Origin of the sequence: Niastella populi, assembly GCF_002078015.1 — a bacterium.
Lineage (GTDB): Bacteria > Bacteroidota > Bacteroidia > Chitinophagales > Chitinophagaceae > Niastella > Niastella populi.
This window is the reverse complement of record NZ_LWBP01000089.1, coordinates 1-15,922: the sequence shown is the minus strand read 5'-3', so window position 1 is coordinate 15,922 and position 15,922 is coordinate 1. Positions and strand designations below refer to the sequence as shown.

Here is a 15,922-nt window from a genome sequence, read left to right as displayed (position 1 = left end):
TCGTAATATGAAGATTGCCCTTGCCTTCCTGTTTTCCTTTATCGCCTGCCAGTGCCTTGCACAAAGCAATACAGACGAATCGAAAGTGCAGCCATATACCCTGCCCGATGTACTGAAAATGCCCGATGGTAAACGGGTGACAAACAGCAGGGAGTGGCAGCTAAAGCAACGCCCTTATATATACCGTTTATTTGAAGAAAACCAGTTTGGCCGGTTCCCGGCAACCAAAACCGCCATTCGCTTCCGCGTTATGGAGTCTGATAGAAATGCATTGGATGGAATTGCCACGCGAAAACAGGTGCGCATCTGGTTGCACCCTTCAGACAGCACCGTTTATGCAGATGTATTGTTATATATCCCGAATAATGTAAAAAAGCCGCCGGTATTTATAGCACTGAACTTTAGCGGCAACCATACAGTTTCTACCGATAAGCATATTGCGCTTTCAACAAGATGGGTGTCATCAAGAGCAAAAGGCGGGGTAAATAACCGTGCCACGGAAGCGTCGCGGGGCGCCGATACCGCCAGCTGGCAACTGCATACCCTGCTTCAAAAAGGCTTTGCGCTGGCCACCGCCTACTGCGGCGATTGGGAAACCGATACCGTTACCGGTTACCAGACAGGCATCCGCACCACCATGAAGGATATTCTGAATATTCAACCCAATGAATGGGGCGCTATGGGCGCCTGGGCCTGGGGGTTGAGCCGCATCGTCGACTACCTGCAACAGGATAAAGCCGTCGATGCCCGTAAAATTGCTTTGATAGGCCATTCACGCCTTGGCAAGGCTGCCCTGTGGGCAGGCGCTTCCGATCAACGCATTGCATTGGTTATTTCAAACGAATCGGGCGAAGGCGGCGCTGCCATTTCAAGAAGATGGTATGGCGAAACGGTGAAGATCATCAACAACAATTTCCCGCACTGGTTTGGGGCGAAGTATAGGACCTATGGCGATAGCGTAAACACCCTGCCGGTCGATGCGCATATGCTGCTGTCGTTGATAGCGCCGCGTCCGCTGTATGTGGCAAGTGCGGAAGACGATAAATGGAGCGATCCGAAAGGAGAATTTTTAAGCGCCTTCGAAGCCGGTAAAGTCTATGCCTTATTCGGCAAACAAGGTATTGAAACAGATAAAATGCCTGAACCCAACCAGCCCGTTGGAGAAACCGTTCGCTATCATCTCAGAACGGGACGGCATGCGGTTACGGTATATGACTGGCAACAATACCTGGAGTTTGCTTCCAGGGAGTTTGGGAAATAACCCGTTTCAGGATGTAACAGGACAGTTCCAACACCCCCCGGGTATAAATTTGAGCATGCTGAAAAGAACATTAACGATCTTACTTGCCATAGCTTGTCTGCCTACCCATGCCCAACGATCAACCTATAACTTCAACAGCAACTGGAAAGTGTTTGTGGGCGACGATTCCACCGCAAAGGAAACCGCTTTCAATGATGCCTCGTGGAAAACAGTGACCCTGCCCCGGGCCTGGAACGAAGACGATGCGTTTAAAAAAGATATCCGCGACCTCACTACCGGTATTGCCTGGTACCGTAAACATTTCAGACTGCCTGCCACCGCCAAAGGAAAAAAAGTATTTGTAGAGTTTGAAGGCATCAGGCAGGCCGGTGATTTTTATTTAAATGGAAAATACATCGGGCTGCATGAGAATGGCGTTACCGCTTTTGGTTTCGATCTTTCCGGTCTTGTTAATTATGACGGCGAAAATGTGCTGGCTGTTCGCATCGATAACAGCTGGGATTACCATGAACGCGCCACCAAAACAAAATACCAGTGGGAAGACAAAAACTTCAACGCCAATTATGGCGGCATTTGTAAGAACGTTTTCCTGCATATAACCAACAGGGTATATCAAACGCTTCCCTTATATACAACCTTGGGCACAACGGGCGTATATGTTTACGCCGATCAGTTCAATATAAAAGGCCGCACTGCCACCATTCATGCCGAAGCGGAAGTAAAGAATGAAGACAATACGCCACAGGCAATACAGTTTGAAGTAACCATCAATAACCTGCAGGGCAAACCGGTAAAAACATTTGCCGGCGATAAAACAACGCTGGCGCCGGGCGAAGTGAAGATCGTAAAAGCCGCTTCAATGGTAAATAACCTTAACTTCTGGAGCTGGGGTTATGGATATTTATATACTGTGCAAACCACGGTAAAAGTGAATGGCAAACCGGTTGATATGGTAAGCACCAGAACCGGTTTCCGGAAAACGGAATTTAAAAACGGGATGATCTACCTGAACGACCGGGTGATGATGGTACATGGCTATGCGCAGCGTACCAGCAACGAATGGCCGGCCATCGGCATGAGCGTTCCGGCCTGGCTCAGTGATTACAGCAATCATTTAATGGTCGAAAGCAATGGCAATCTCGTTCGCTGGATGCACATTACCCCATGGAAACAGGACATCGAAAGCTGCGATCGCGTTGGCCTGCTGCAAAGCATGCCGGCGGGCGATGCCGAAAAAGACGTGACCGGCGTTCGGTGGGAGCAGCGCAAAGCAGCTATGCGCGACGCGATCATTTACAACAGGAATAATCCCAGCATCATATTTTACGAATCGGGCAATGAGTCTATCAGCGAAGAACATATGCAGGAAATGAAAGCCATCCGCGATCAGTATGATCCGCATGGGGGAAGGGCCATCGGTTCGCGTGAAATGCTCGACAGCAAGGTGGCCGAATATGGCGGTGAAATGTTGTACACGAACAAAAGCGCGCACATTCCCATGTGGGCCATGGAATATTCACGCGATGAGGGCGCACGTAAGTTTTGGGACGACTATACCCCACCCTATCACAAAGATGGCGACGGGCCGCTGCACAACGGGCAAAACGCAGCAGTATACAACCGCAATATGGAATCGCATGCCATTGAAAATGTAAAACGCTGGTATGAATTCTGGAATGAACGGCCCGGTACCGGCAAACGCGTAAGTGCAGGCGGGGTGAATATTGTATTTTCTGAAACCAATACCCACCATCGCGGCGCTGAAAATTATCGCCGCAGCGGTGAAGTGGATGCAATGCGCATCAAAAAGCAAAACTTCTATGCGCACCAGGTAATGTGGGATGGTTGGGTGAACCCCGAAAAATACCGCGTGCACATCATAGGCCATTGGAACTACGCAACCGGTGTAAAAAAAGATATCTACGTTATTTCATCGGCGGCGAAAGTTGAATTACGGGTAAATAATAAATCGCTGGGTTATGGGCAGAAAAGCGATGGCTTCCTGTTCACATTCAAAGATGTAACCTGGCAACCGGGAACTATTACCGCCATTGGCTTCGATGAAAAAGGAAAACAGCTTTGCACAACACAGATCAATACCGTGGGCGAACCCGTTGCACTCCGGTTGACCAATGTTGCGCGGCCTACTTCCTTTATAGCAAACGGGCACGACCTGTCGCTTGTTGAAGTGGAAGTGATAGATGCAAAAGGCAACCGGTGCCCAACCGCATTGAACATGATCAATTTTACTTTGGATGGCCCGGCAGAATGGCGCGGCGGTATGGCGCAGGGGCCCGGTAATTATATTCTTGCGAAAAGCCTGCCTGTTGAAAATGGCGTGAACCGCGTACTGGTGCGGTCAACCACCACCACGGGGAAAATAACCATTAAGGCTGCCGCCGATGGATTGCAGCCGGCTGTTATAACGCTTACTTCTACCCCGTTTATTGAAAAAGATGGATTATCAACCATGCTGCCATCGGCTTCGTTACCATCGAGGCTTGAAAGAGGCCCAACCCCGTTAACACCTTCTTATACTATTACACGCACGCCCGTTGCCATTACAAAAGCGACCGCCGGCGCCCATAGCGACAGCGCTTTTGCCAGTTACGATGATAATGAACTGAGCGATTGGGTGAACGATGGCAACCTGGGCACGGCCTGGATAGAATATGAGCTGGAGCGCGAAGCTACCATTAGCGAAGTAACGTTCAAGTTAAACAACTTCAGAAGCCGCGCTTATCCGCTGATCATTTCGGTTGACGGCAAAGAAATTTTCTCCGGAACAACAAAGCCAACGCTTGGTTATTATACCATTTTCTGCAAAGCGCAAAAAGGCAGAAAAGTAAAAATTCAACTGGCCACTGTAACAAAAGATGAAGGTGGTAATGCAATGGTTGAAGTATCGGGCAAAAAGCTCGATGATGGCGTGGTGCGCGACGATTCAAAAGCAAAGGGAACGCTGAGCATAATTGAAGCTGAAATATACGAAGACCGCTGAAGGCCCATGGCTAAAAGCTGAAGGCTAATGCCGCAATTTTGAGGTTCAAAACAAAACGCATAAAGCAGGGGTATAGAACCTTTAGCAAAAACACTGAACGATAAATGCCGAATGCCGTCTACCTGACAATTTCTGAAATTCGCGAGCAAGCGTTCAGCCTTTAGCGTTCAGCGTTAAGCCTTCAGCAACTACATAACTATTGACACCACCTTATTGCTTTTCCGGCTTTCTTCAGCCTTGAAGCCCATTACATGGCTTTCAATAGATTCATCGATAGTTGAGGTGAGCAGTTTGGGATTTTGCTGAGCTACGGCCTGCACAAAATCATGCGCCAGCAACCAGTCGCCCCCTCCGTGGCCGCTGTTGCGGTATCCTTCCACATCTTCGGCCTTGGGAACCAGTTTGGTTTGTTTTTCGGTAAGAAAATCGGTGACAACCAGTTCGGTCATATCCCCTACCATATCGCCGTGCGAACCCATTACGCGGGTACGGCGGCCGGCATAGGAGGTGAATGCTTCCATTGAAAAACTGGCCGTGATATTATCACCAAACCGGATGTTGGTAATGTAATGATCGGGCTGGTCATTGTCCATCCGGTACACGCAACGGCCGTAATCGGTTGTCTTTAATTTCTCCATGATGGCCTCAGGGTGTTTGGCCTTGTCTTCAGGCAGATCGAACACCGACAGGCGAAGCCGTTTGTCGTAATAAGCATTGATGGCCGAGTATGGACAACTGCGTTCTACTTTGCAGCCATCGGTACAACGTGCGGTGCTGCCTTCCGGTGCATTTTCTTTTCTAAACCATTTCAGATCGCCCATGGCTGAAATTTGTTTCGCCGGTTGGTTGATGATCCATTTTATGATATCGAGATCATGGCACGATTTGGCCAGGATGATAGGTGTGGTCTTTTTTGAGTTATGCCAGTTGCCGCGAACGTAAGAATGCGCCATGTGCAGGTGTTCTATGGGCTCCAGGTGTTGGATGCTGATAATATTGCCGATGGTGTTCTTTGCCAGCAGTTCTTTCATTTTTACAAAATAGGGTGCATAACGCAATACGTGGCATACGGCTACAATGCGGCCCGTCTTTTTGGCGAGGGCCAGAATATCGCGGCATTCTTTTTCAGTGGGGGCAATGGGTTTTTCAAGCAAAATATCGTAACCCATTTGCAGCGCTTTCATACAGGGCGCATAATGCAATGCATCGGGCGTGGTGATGATGATGGCGTCTGCGAATTTGGGGCGTTCAAAAACTCGCTCCCAGGTATCGAAACGGTTTTTGTCGTCGACCTGGTGTTTGGTGGCATAGCGTTCGTTACGAAGGGCAACGGGTTCGGCAACGCCAACGATCTTCAACAGGTTGGGAAATTTGAGGGCGAAATTGCCGTACACATTACCGCGGTTACCTGCGCCAAGGGTAATGGCGGTAACGGGTTTGTCGAGCTTTTTGTACAACGGGTTTTCCGGAATTTCATACTCGATCGTGTCATTGGTAAGCCGGGCCATTGTTTTTGAGCCTAATACCGTAGCTCCTACGCTTAGACTGAGTTGTTTTAAAACACTTCTTCTATTCACGGTTTATTGTTTATTGTTTATGGTTCATTTAATTCGGGTCTCGCGACTATTTTCAAGTCTCGCTTTCAGTTTTAGCCGGTATGCTGTATTCCTCGTTGCCTCGTTGCCTTTATGCCTCAACGCCTTGCTTTTAAGCTGTATTCCTCGTTGCCTCGTTGCCTTTATGCCTCAACGCCTCGCTTTTAAGCAGTATTCCCTTTCGACTTTAGGCTTCGGACTTTCGCCTGTATTCGCATGTAGCTTACAGCCTGCAGCTGTATTTCCTTTCAGCTATACCTGTCATTCCTCCACGGATATGCAGTATTCGAATATCCCCTTTCTTCCCAAAAACCCAACACATTTTCTTTCAGGAATTTTATTCTGTTTATCCATTTACTGCCTTTCCAGGCATAGAGCTGCGGCGTTATCATGCGAACCGGGCCGCCGTGTTCGGGCGGTAACGGCGCTCCTTCGTATGTATGCACCAGTAACACATCGGGTTTCAACGCTTCTTCAAGCGATACATTGGTGGTATAATCATCGTACCCGTAACAAAGGATATGAGTGGCAGTTTCTTTGGGCTGAACCAGGGCCGCCAGGTCGAGCAGGCGCACCCCTTTCCAGTTCATATTCAATTTCGACCAGGTGGTAACACAATGAAAATCGGACGTGTCTTCTGTTTGCGGCAGCGCCATAAAATCATCCCAGTTCAGGGTAACCGGGTGTTCTACTTCGCCATCGATGATCAGTTGCCATTCTGCGAGGGGGATCTCGGGTTGAATACCCAGATCGAGCACCGGCCATTTGCGGGTTTCCGTTTGTCCCACCGGTATTTCAGGCATGCCATGCCGGTTGGGTTTGCCTTTTCCCATGGGGCGTTCATCGGCCACGGATGGGGTTTGTTTTATTTTTTCCCCGAACCGGTTCTTCAGTTTCATGCGGGCCTCTACTATTCTGCTGAGTTTATCATTTTGTTCCATTGTTATGAATTTACAGCATATGCTCGTTACTGCAAAAATCTAAAATATTCCCACCAGCCATTTCGCACTAACCACCAGCCTGTTACCTATTGCATCAAAATTTTAACCGTTTCCACCTTCCGGCCATCAACAGCGGCAGATAGCCAGTACATTCCTTTTGCCAGCCGGGCGGCGGGCAACGTCACCAGGCGGCTGTTGAATGCATTTACAGTGGTTTGGTAAACCGTTTGCCCGGTCTCATTCATCAACGTTAATTTAAACGCGCCGCTGCCAATTATTTTCAACCGGATATCGCCGCGCGCCGGATTGTTCAGTACAAACAACTGGGCGGGTTTGTCGTGCTGAATAATAGCGAGGTTCGACACTATTTGCTTATTGTTCTTATCGATCGTTACCACGCGATAATAAACCGTGCTGTTATCATCGCTGTCGTCAAACTCATATTCATATCCTTCCGATGCCGAGCCCATGGGATCGATGCGGCCATTTACCGTTTCAAAATGTTTTCCATCCCTGCTTTTTTCCAGCCGGTAATAGGCGGTATTGGTTTCGGGGCCGGTTGTCCATTGCAAATGATTGCCGTGGCGGCCATGATGGCCATGTAATACGAAACCACAATGCCGGTAGGGGTTCGATAAATAGTCAACAGACTGACAAATAATACTGTTACGTACGTTTTCATCAACTATTGCTTCAATCGGAAAACCAAAATACAGTACCCTGAACCGGCCTTTGTAACCAATACCTGCACCTGTGCCGCCAGTATAATGCAAAACCAGTTCAGAACCGCCGGTGGTATCGAGCACATCGGGAAAATCTACATTGTACGCCCCGTTCACCCCATTGCCATACGAGCCGGTTCCTCCATTAAAAAAACCGGTAGTGCCATTAAAGTTATAAGTACCAGCGCCATCGCTTACGTATACTGCTTTTAAGTAATCGTTGTAAAAACCGGTGTCTGCATTGGCGGATGCCGCCCGGCCAAGGTCCCACCCTATTTCGGCGCCCGAGATCAGCAGGCGGCCGCCACGATCGAGGTATTTTTTCAATTGTGATCTTTCGGTTGAATCGAGCGATTTGCCTGCCGTGCTTTCTTCACCTGCAAACCAGTCGATGGCGAAATATGCCGACAGGTCAATGGTACAGGAACCGATCACTTCATTTTGCACCCCATCGAATGCCACATCGCAGGCGGCAAGTCCGTTGCCATGTTCTACCATATAACTGTAATTGTTCATGCTGTTCAATACCATGCGGCGTACATTGCCAAGGGCGCTGCTTTCAAACTTCAACAGCATGGCCGATGCATCGAGCCGGTCGAACCCATCGACAAGCAGGTATTTCACCGGTTTATGTTTGTGCGACATTGAATGCCTGGCCGTACGTGCCGCCACTACGCCGGAAGCAAATGATTCACCGCCGGCATTTACGGCAGTTACTTTGAAGAAGTACGTTTTATTGGGTTTGGCTTTGAAGAGAAAGCTGGTATCGGTTACATTAACCGCATCGGTAAAACCGCGGCCGTTATCGCTTACATATACGCGATAACCGGTAGCGGCATCGCCATAAATGCCACCGCTTACCGGCGGCGCCCAGCTCAGGCGGATCTTTCCGTAACCGGTATTGCGTGCAGCCAGCAGCCGCGGTTCTTCGGGTAAAAAGGTAACGGGAATGCTGTCGCGGTACGTAAAGAATTTCAGAATGCCTTTATAAATGGCGCGGGCTGCAAGGCGGCGGAATTCCGGTTCCCGCATAGCGGCCGCATCGCCGGTATGATCGTGAAAACCTAATTCTATCAGCGTTCCGGGAATGGTGCGCAACTCCCTCAATTCGCCAAGGTTAGCCGTTTTAACTCCCCTGTCGGTCCAGGTACTGCGCCAGCCGGCGCGAATATCGGCCACCAACTGGCGGTGGATGCTGTCGCGCAACTGCGTGCTGCCTGCCGTTATGTTCGGTTGCGAGGAACCCAGTCCGTTATACCGGTAACTTTCGGTACCGGTACCGCCGCCGGCGTTGGTATGAAAGGAAACAAAAACGGCATTGCTTATTTCACCGGCGAGGCCTTTGCTCAATTCCCATTCGGTATATATGGGGCGAACCGTTACATCTTCCCGGCAGGGCGGATGTCCCTGGAAGCGGGCGAACTGCCGCGCCGATTCTTCGAACCGCGGTCTGCCGCTGGCTGTGCCGCCGTTAAGGCAGTCGGGTGTTTGCCCAATACCACCCCCAAGGCGAATGGCATCGGCAACAATGGCCTGGGTGCTGTCGGCCGACTGGTTGCTGATGGTGATTGTATAATTGCCGCCCGCGAAAAAATAAAATTGTCCCAGGTATACCCAGGTATCGCCATGTATTTCCTGGTTAACGGTGAATGTGGTGGCGCCGCCGGCGTGGGTAACGGCGTATTTGACGTCTGTGGCGCGATTGACGCCGCTGATATACCTGACGGAAACCCAGTACAGCCCGCTGGTGGTAACGGCAGGTCTAAAAACAGCTTTTGCTTTTTCCGCAGCGCCGGCAACATGGGTACGATAGGTGCCGCCATAACCGGCGATGGTGCCATCGCTCCAGGTACCGGTTTCAGTATAGGCCGGTGCGCCGTCGTCGTTGTTCACGATGATCTCCGCCGGGTTCATATCACGTTCGCGTACACTCCATACATTGGCCCCGGCATTGATAAGATAGTTCAGCAAATAGTGATCGACCGTTTCTGCGGTGGTGAAATCTTCTACCAACTGGTTTGAATTGCCCCGCTGGGTAAGAAAACCCAGCCCGGTGCCGGTATTCTGCCAGCCATGGCCCGCACTTAACCAAACAGTTTTTCCGCTCAATGCACCTGGGCCTGCGGGTTGGCCCTGGCCGGGAAAAATGCGCGCTCCTTCCGTTCCGGCGGCCCCGGGCTTATCGGGATAGGGATCGTTATTCTTTACCGGTTCATATTTTTCTATGGGGGCCGAAAGCACGAACCAGTCAAGCGTTCTCCATTCGCCGTTTGTTTTGTCTTTTGCGAACGGTAAGACGTTTCGGCTGTCGGTATCGGTGATCAGGTGCAGCAGGAGCTCGGTCACCACTTCCGATTCGGTTTCGGAGATGTCGCCGGGTGCAAATGCGGCATCGGTATTGAAGAAAACATGCAGGTCGCCGTTGCGTTTTATAACACTGTCGACCCGTAAATGAATAGACGGTTCCTGACTGATGAGCTGGTTCAGATGGGTTACAATGCTGGTATCATTTTGCGCAAATGAAATAGATGCGCTGCTGAGCATGCAAAGCAGGAGCAGGTAGAATTTTCTCATTAGGTTGGTTGGTATTTGGTGTGAGAAATAAACCTACTGAAAAAATGATTGCGAGGTAAAAAATCTATAGCGCAGAAACACGCATTAGGGAAAGTTGAAATGTTGACGGGTTAACAAATTGATAAGGGAACCCCTGTAACTGGCATCAAATCTGGTTACGGTCTGCGCATTGATTTTGAGGAGGGCCCTTTAAAAGCGCCATTCATAATACGTTGATCAAAACCAAACGCTTTAACTAACTCACTATCCCGTTTACCGGTCTAACCATTTTTTGAACTCTGAAACTTTGTTTTTACTGATGATAACAGGTTCGGGGCTTTTGGGTCTTGTATTTAGCTGCAATTGATTTTGTCCATATACCAATATGGTTTCAATGGCGTTGATATTGACAATGTATTGGCGGTTGGCCCGGTAAAATGTGTCATTGTCCAACTGTTTCATCAAATCGTCCAGGCTGTTATTTATGGTGTACATCTGTTTTTGAAATGTCTGAACCGAAACAATATTGTCTGCGAGAAAGATATACGAAATATCTCCCACATCAATAGTATTGATCTCATCTTTTTGATAGGTGATTATGCGTCTCCTCGTGGTTTCTCCGCTTGGTATGGTTTTATTTGTATCAGCTACAGCGTTTTGCTGTTTTAGTTCCAATGAACGATTAAACATACTCAGTTCATTGATCTCTTCATTGAGCCCGGCAATCTGCAAATTCATGTCCCGTTCGTATTTACGGTATATAAGCCTGATAAGCCAAAAGCAACTACCGGAAATCACAACGACAAGGAGCAGGGTACCGAACATAAATTTTTGATATAGATAGTCCATCTGAAGCTGTAAAACTGCCAGATTTGCGTGGCTGGCCAGCATCCAGTTTGTGCCCTTTACAGGAAAGACACTTACAATTTCTGAACTGCGACTTACCGACCCGGGAAATGTTCGGATACCAGAGGCCTGTTTACCATTCCTGAGTATCTCGTCAAAATTCTTCGAGCTGGCGGAATCTGTAAAGCGGGAATTACCTGCAACTATTTTCGTTCCCACTAATGCAGGATCGGGATGGCACAGTTCTATTCCGTCGGTATTGTACATGCATACAAATTCACTCTGCACATCTGTATTGAGAATGCTTTGCTGCAGGTGTTCAATTGCATCGGCAGAAGGAATACCGGCCCTGAGTTGCTGTTCGAGCAATATGCCTAATTCACGAATTTCTCTTTGCCCGGATTGCGTTTTATGAGCCCAAAGGGTTTCCCGGGCATTGGAATAATAATATCGCAGCGCTCCCAAACCTGCCAATATCGTCACCAAACTTATTGCGGCAAAAGTGAGGATATAAAGTTTTGTTTTCTTCATCCTGTCTAATTCGGTGAGCAAAATTAGTTTTTTAAGGCAGGTATGAAAACTTTTAACTTTCGATGCTTTTTGAGTTGTTTTACTACAAATCACAATTCCCTTTCACCCCTTCTTTTTTCCTTTTTAATTTTTATTTTCTCCCTTTTACCAGGTGATACGCTAGACAACTCTTTGCTTATCAATAGTTTTGTGTCGAAGAAACAAATCGTAAGCGCATTATGAAAAAAGCAGGCCTAGTCATCGTCATTCTTGCTACTGTCTTGGGACTATTACAATTTTTCGGTCCGGAAGAACCAGAATATGCACCGGTCAATGACCTGGCCGGGCTCCCCGGGGAGGTCAATAGCATTATTCGTAATTCTTGTTTCAATTGCCATTCCACACAAATCAATTTGCGATGGTATGATAAATTGACACCGGCAAATTACCTGGTTTATGACCACGTGTTGAAAGGTCGTAAAGCATTGGATTTTTCAAAATGGGATTCATTGACCCCCCAGGCACAGAATGGCATACTTTACTATTCGCTGAATAAAATTTTGGAAGGAGAAATGCCTTTAGCTTCCTATAATGCTGTGCATCCGGATGCGAAATTGACGGATAACGCCATCCAAACACTAAAAAATTTCCTGCTTACCCGAACTCCCCGTAAATCTGCCGAAAGCGCACAGATCAGTAATGTCAATCAGCAATTTTCGAATTTTATCAGTGGTAAAATGGCTCTTTCCAAACAAGCGGTGCAACCTTCACCCAATGGCATTGAATATATTCCGGATTACCGGAAATGGAAAGCGGTCAGTATTTCAGACCGCTTTGATAACGGTACCATGCGGATAATTTATGCCAATGATGTAGCGGTTAAAGCAATTAAGGAGCGTAAAATCAACCCCTGGCCAGATGGCGCTATTTTAGCCAAAGCCGCCTGGAAAGAACAGGCAAATGCAGACGGAAGCATCTCGACAGGTCAATTTTGGCAGGTAGAATTTATGATCAGGGATTCTCGTAAATATGCTTCTACCAAAGGCTGGGGCTGGGCACGGTGGCGGGGCAGTGACCTGAAGCCTTACGGAGGAACCGCAGCTTTTATTACTGAATGTACCTCTTGCCACAAACCAATGAAAGACAATGATTATGTCTTTACCAAACCCCTGTATTTAATGGGTCACTTACCAAATAACAATAAAAAATGAGACATACTGTATACGTCTTCTGCCTCGCATTAGTTTTTTTGAGCGGCGCATGTCACTCCAAAAAGACATTAGGGTTAAACGAAGAGGCTTCGTTGCAAAATCCCGGTGCTTTACCTGAAAATCCATTACTCCTTAACGCGATAACGAGCTCAATATATCCCAAAGACAGCACAATAGCTGTATTGTATGGAAATGATTTGGCTTACAATTATGCTGCTGCAAATGCTGATGGCCATTATCCGGCCGGAGCAGTACTTTATGAGGTGGCCTGGCAACTGCAAACCGATGAACAATGGTTTGGAGCCAACATTCCAAAAATCATAAAAACCATAGAACGGATTGAATTTTCTGCGGATAACCCACCTCGATATACACTTTTTCACGGCGATGCACATCAGGAGTACGCCCCCCTCAATAAAGTGGAGAGAGTCGCTTTTATTTTAGGACAAAAAATGGCTGTAAGTCCCTGAGAAAACCGATGCTTTACAATTTTTATGAGAACATAACTGGTATCATCCGTCTACTTTAGTCATCAAACAATGTAAAAAAGTAGAATCGAACAAAATGCACAATTAAACACTACCGGTAAGCTGCAGGTATTCTTTGCTCTATGCTGTCTGGTGCATTTATTATATCTCCTTTTGATGCATATGAAAATAAATTATCAAATGTTTTTTCCCTTCCGTTACAGGAAATTTCTATTCAACAGTATGGAATCTTCCTCCCGATGCATCTACATACAAACTACTGTTATATGGATTCACTAGCCCTGCCTGTCGTTCATCCGGCGTTTCAGAAACTGAAACGTGCCGGACGTTTTTTGCATCTGGCCGCCGGTGGTTTAATCCTTGTTCATGCCTTGTCGCACCTCAACCAACCGCATAGCAGTCCGGTTTACCTGGGTTGTTTATTATTTATGGCGGTCGACATCTTTATTCTTGTCGTTGCCGGAAAAAATATCGCCGCCGAACTGCCAATGGTAAACCTGTTCTTCCGCCTGGTAGAGATCATTTTTTTTCTCGGGATCGGAACTGCCTGCTGTTTGAGCAGTGAGTGGTATACAGGTGTTGGTCATATCCTGGTGGCGCTGGCATACGCTTATCTGTTCCGCTGCGAGAAAAGAATGCTTACCACCGAATATGTGGCGCTGCATCATACCGGCATTACCATCCCTGCCCTGCCCGACAGTTATTTTCTTATCTGGGCGAACGTAGATCGTATTGAGGCTCAATATGATTGCATAACAATTGCAGCTTCCGGCGAAAAATCATATCATTTTGACCTGCGGAACAATCTTCAATTCGAAGAACTCGATCAAATTCACGAATTTTGCAGACATTATTTGAAACAAGCTTAAAGCTGAACGCAAAACGCTGAACGCTTAACACCCCAAAAAGGAGTTTACGTTAAGCCTTCGGCGTTAAGCTTTTAGCAAATAAATCAGGCTTAGCACCGGACGCCAAAAGCTGAACGCTTGTTCCAGAATAGGCGTTTTGCATTGAGCGTTAAGCGTTTAGCAAAAAAAGAGTAAAGATGTCTGTATTGAGGAGCTCTCCGTATTTGTTGTATTCCGACGGGAAAGGGAACATTTTTGAAGATATGACGCTGTATGCCACCGGCCGCGCCGGTTGGGATGCTTTTGAAGTGCCGGTTGAGGATTGGATCGCTTTACCCGAAGGTGGTTCTTTGTACGAATTACCTGGCCGCCGGGGCATCGGTATCGATGTAAACACCGGTGAAATGCGTCTGTGCGATAAAGGCTGGGCGGTGGCCGCTTTTATTCCGCCTGCACACACCGGTTTATTTCTGGCCGCCTACGAAACCGCGCCTGATGCGCCTACCCTGCCACTGTTCTGTTATACCGCTGTTGGCTGGCATAACGACCAGTTCTATGTTCCGGCAGTTCGCATTGAGCAGGACATTCGCCAGGAATGCGCTGGTTTCGATACCGAAAAAATTGAATCGGGCGTAAGCACCTACCTGAAAGCATATCCGCATAACCGGCTGGTAAAACACCTCGCCGAAAATTGCTGTCTCACGTATAATTGTCCGGCCGCCCGCAACTATTTCATGGGCCGCTGGGAGTGCCCGGTGCCTTCATCGCCGGCCTGTAATGCCAATTGTATCGGCTGTATATCATTTCAACCCCAGGAAGAAGAGATCGTTTCAACGCAGGACCGCCTCACTTTCAAACCTACAGCCGAAGAGATCGTGGAGTTTACCGTTCCGCACCTCGAAACCGCGCCCTACCCCATTGTGAGTTTTGGCCAGGGTTGCGAAGGCGAACCGCTGCTGATGTGGGAAACCATTCGCGAGTCGATCATTGAAATGCGCAGGCATACCAGTAAGGGAAGCATCAATATCAATACCAACGGTTCAAAACCCGCCGCGGTACAAGCCTTGTGTGAAGCAGGACTGAACTCTATTCGCGTGAGCATGAACTCGGCCCGCAAACATATTTACGAAGCATATTACCGCCCCAATAACTACCAGTTTGAAGATATTGTGGAAAGTCTGAAAGTGGTGCGCAGTTTTAACGGGTGGACGAGCATCAACTATTTTGTATTTCCGGGTATGACAGACTGTGAGGAAGAATACGAGGCATTGCGGAAGCTGATCATCGATACCGGGCTGAACATGATCCAGTGGCGTAATTTCAATATCGATCCCGACTGGTATATGGGCAGGATCGGCGCCTATGAAACCGGCGACATGCTGGGCGTAAAACAATTGCAGGAACTGATCCATGAAGAATTTCCACAGGTGAAATTCGGTTACTTCAACCCGTCGATGGAACGTATTACGGGAAATTACGAAGAAGATTTCGCGCATTGATGGTGAATGGTCAATGGTCAATGAAGTTTCGCAATGCGGAGTTTCCATGGTTCTGAAATCCCGAAAATCGCGAGCTATTCACCATTGACCATTCCCCAATAAAAAAGCGCCGTCCCGGTTTATAACGGTACGACGCTCTTATAAAACACTCTATGATAGTTGACTGAACTGCGAATTATTTGATCTTGTTCACTTGTGTTTGTTCAACATAGCTGTGGCTTCTGTTGATCGAATACACTTCAGTAGTGTTGCCTTTCTTAGATTTTACCGTTACGTTCAGGGCTGTATCACCGAAATCATCAGATTTCAACATGAATTTTTTGGTTAAGCCGGCGCCTTTGAATTTATCGCTATATAGTACGTTACCGAATTCATCGCGGAAAGTTACGGTATACTCGTCTTCTTCGTTGTTTGCGAGGTTCAGTTCGAACACCGGTTGGTTTTCCA

Annotated in this window: 11 protein-coding genes; 6 read left to right on the top strand and 5 right to left on the bottom strand. The window is 47.8% G+C overall.

What is annotated here, in order from left to right:
- Positions 1 to 7 precede the first annotated feature (7 nt).
- Complete coding sequence (locus A4R26_RS09250; RefSeq protein ID WP_081163634.1) at positions 8 to 1,261, top strand: glucuronyl esterase domain-containing protein; 1,254 nt, start codon at positions 8 to 10, stop codon at positions 1,259 to 1,261.
- A 55-nt stretch (positions 1,262 to 1,316) separates the two neighbouring features.
- Positions 1,317 to 4,262, top strand: a complete 2,946-nt coding sequence (locus A4R26_RS09245) for a DUF4982 domain-containing protein (RefSeq protein ID WP_081163633.1) — start codon at positions 1,317 to 1,319, stop codon at positions 4,260 to 4,262.
- A gap of 188 nt (positions 4,263 to 4,450) precedes the next feature.
- On the opposite strand, the gene A4R26_RS09240 is transcribed toward A4R26_RS09245, so the two are convergent.
- The 4 genes from A4R26_RS09240 to A4R26_RS09225 all read right to left on the bottom strand — a co-directional run bounded on the left by A4R26_RS09240 (position 4,451) and on the right by A4R26_RS09225 (position 11,471).
- Positions 4,451 to 5,839: a Gfo/Idh/MocA family protein gene (locus tag A4R26_RS09240; RefSeq protein ID WP_207625720.1), complete on the bottom strand. Its 1,389-nt coding sequence runs from the start codon at positions 5,837 to 5,839 to the stop codon at positions 4,451 to 4,453.
- Positions 5,840 to 6,105: 266 nt separating this feature from the next.
- Complete coding sequence (locus A4R26_RS09235; RefSeq protein ID WP_081163497.1) at positions 6,106 to 6,798, bottom strand: sulfite oxidase-like oxidoreductase; 693 nt, start codon at positions 6,796 to 6,798, stop codon at positions 6,106 to 6,108.
- Between the two features lie 86 nt (positions 6,799 to 6,884).
- Positions 6,885 to 10,094, bottom strand: a complete 3,210-nt coding sequence (locus tag A4R26_RS09230) for a golvesin C-terminal-like domain-containing protein (protein ID WP_081163496.1) — start codon at positions 10,092 to 10,094, stop codon at positions 6,885 to 6,887.
- Positions 10,095 to 10,346: 252 nt separating this feature from the next.
- Positions 10,347 to 11,471 carry a LytTR family transcriptional regulator gene (locus A4R26_RS09225; protein ID WP_242674869.1) on the bottom strand — a complete coding sequence of 375 codons (1,125 nt, stop codon included), beginning with the start codon at positions 11,469 to 11,471 and terminating at the stop codon, positions 10,347 to 10,349.
- Between the two features lie 197 nt (positions 11,472 to 11,668).
- Here A4R26_RS09225 and A4R26_RS09220 point away from each other — a divergent pair, with 197 nt between their 5' ends.
- From A4R26_RS09220 to A4R26_RS09205, 4 genes are all read left to right on the top strand, one after another.
- Positions 11,669 to 12,640 carry a cytochrome P460 family protein gene (locus tag A4R26_RS09220; protein ID WP_081163494.1) on the top strand — a complete coding sequence of 324 codons (972 nt, stop codon included), beginning with the start codon at positions 11,669 to 11,671 and terminating at the stop codon, positions 12,638 to 12,640.
- Positions 12,637 to 13,110: a hypothetical protein gene (locus A4R26_RS09215; protein ID WP_081163493.1), complete on the top strand. Its 474-nt coding sequence runs from the start codon at positions 12,637 to 12,639 to the stop codon at positions 13,108 to 13,110. The genes A4R26_RS09220 and A4R26_RS09215 overlap by 4 nt, the downstream gene beginning before the upstream one ends.
- A 284-nt stretch (positions 13,111 to 13,394) precedes the next feature.
- Positions 13,395 to 13,997, top strand: coding sequence for a hypothetical protein (locus tag A4R26_RS09210; protein ID WP_133054605.1), 603 nt, complete (start codon positions 13,395 to 13,397; stop codon positions 13,995 to 13,997).
- 176 nt (positions 13,998 to 14,173) lie between these two features.
- Positions 14,174 to 15,475 carry a radical SAM family protein gene (locus A4R26_RS09205; RefSeq protein WP_081163491.1) on the top strand — a complete coding sequence of 434 codons (1,302 nt, stop codon included), beginning with the start codon at positions 14,174 to 14,176 and terminating at the stop codon, positions 15,473 to 15,475.
- A 175-nt stretch (positions 15,476 to 15,650) separates the two neighbouring features.
- Here A4R26_RS09205 and A4R26_RS09200 read toward each other — a convergent pair.
- Positions 15,651 to 15,922: hypothetical protein (locus tag A4R26_RS09200; RefSeq protein WP_081163490.1), on the bottom strand; the 272-nt coding region annotated here is incomplete at its 5' end.

Coding starts and splice junctions, on each gene's coding strand:
- A4R26_RS09245 (WP_081163633.1), top strand. CDS start 1,317: ATGCTGAAAAGAACATTAACGATCTTACTTGCCATAGCTTGTCTGCCT.
- A4R26_RS09215 (WP_081163493.1), top strand. CDS start 12,637: ATGAGACATACTGTATACGTCTTCTGCCTCGCATTAGTTTTTTTGAGC.
- A4R26_RS09220 (WP_081163494.1), top strand. CDS start 11,669: ATGAAAAAAGCAGGCCTAGTCATCGTCATTCTTGCTACTGTCTTGGGA.
- A4R26_RS09205 (WP_081163491.1), top strand. CDS start 14,174: ATGTCTGTATTGAGGAGCTCTCCGTATTTGTTGTATTCCGACGGGAAA.
- A4R26_RS09230 (WP_081163496.1), bottom strand. CDS start 10,094: ATGAGAAAATTCTACCTGCTCCTGCTTTGCATGCTCAGCAGCGCATCT.
- A4R26_RS09250 (WP_081163634.1), top strand. CDS start 8: ATGAAGATTGCCCTTGCCTTCCTGTTTTCCTTTATCGCCTGCCAGTGC.
- A4R26_RS09235 (WP_081163497.1), bottom strand. CDS start 6,798: ATGGAACAAAATGATAAACTCAGCAGAATAGTAGAGGCCCGCATGAAA.
- A4R26_RS09210 (WP_133054605.1), top strand. CDS start 13,395: ATGGATTCACTAGCCCTGCCTGTCGTTCATCCGGCGTTTCAGAAACTG.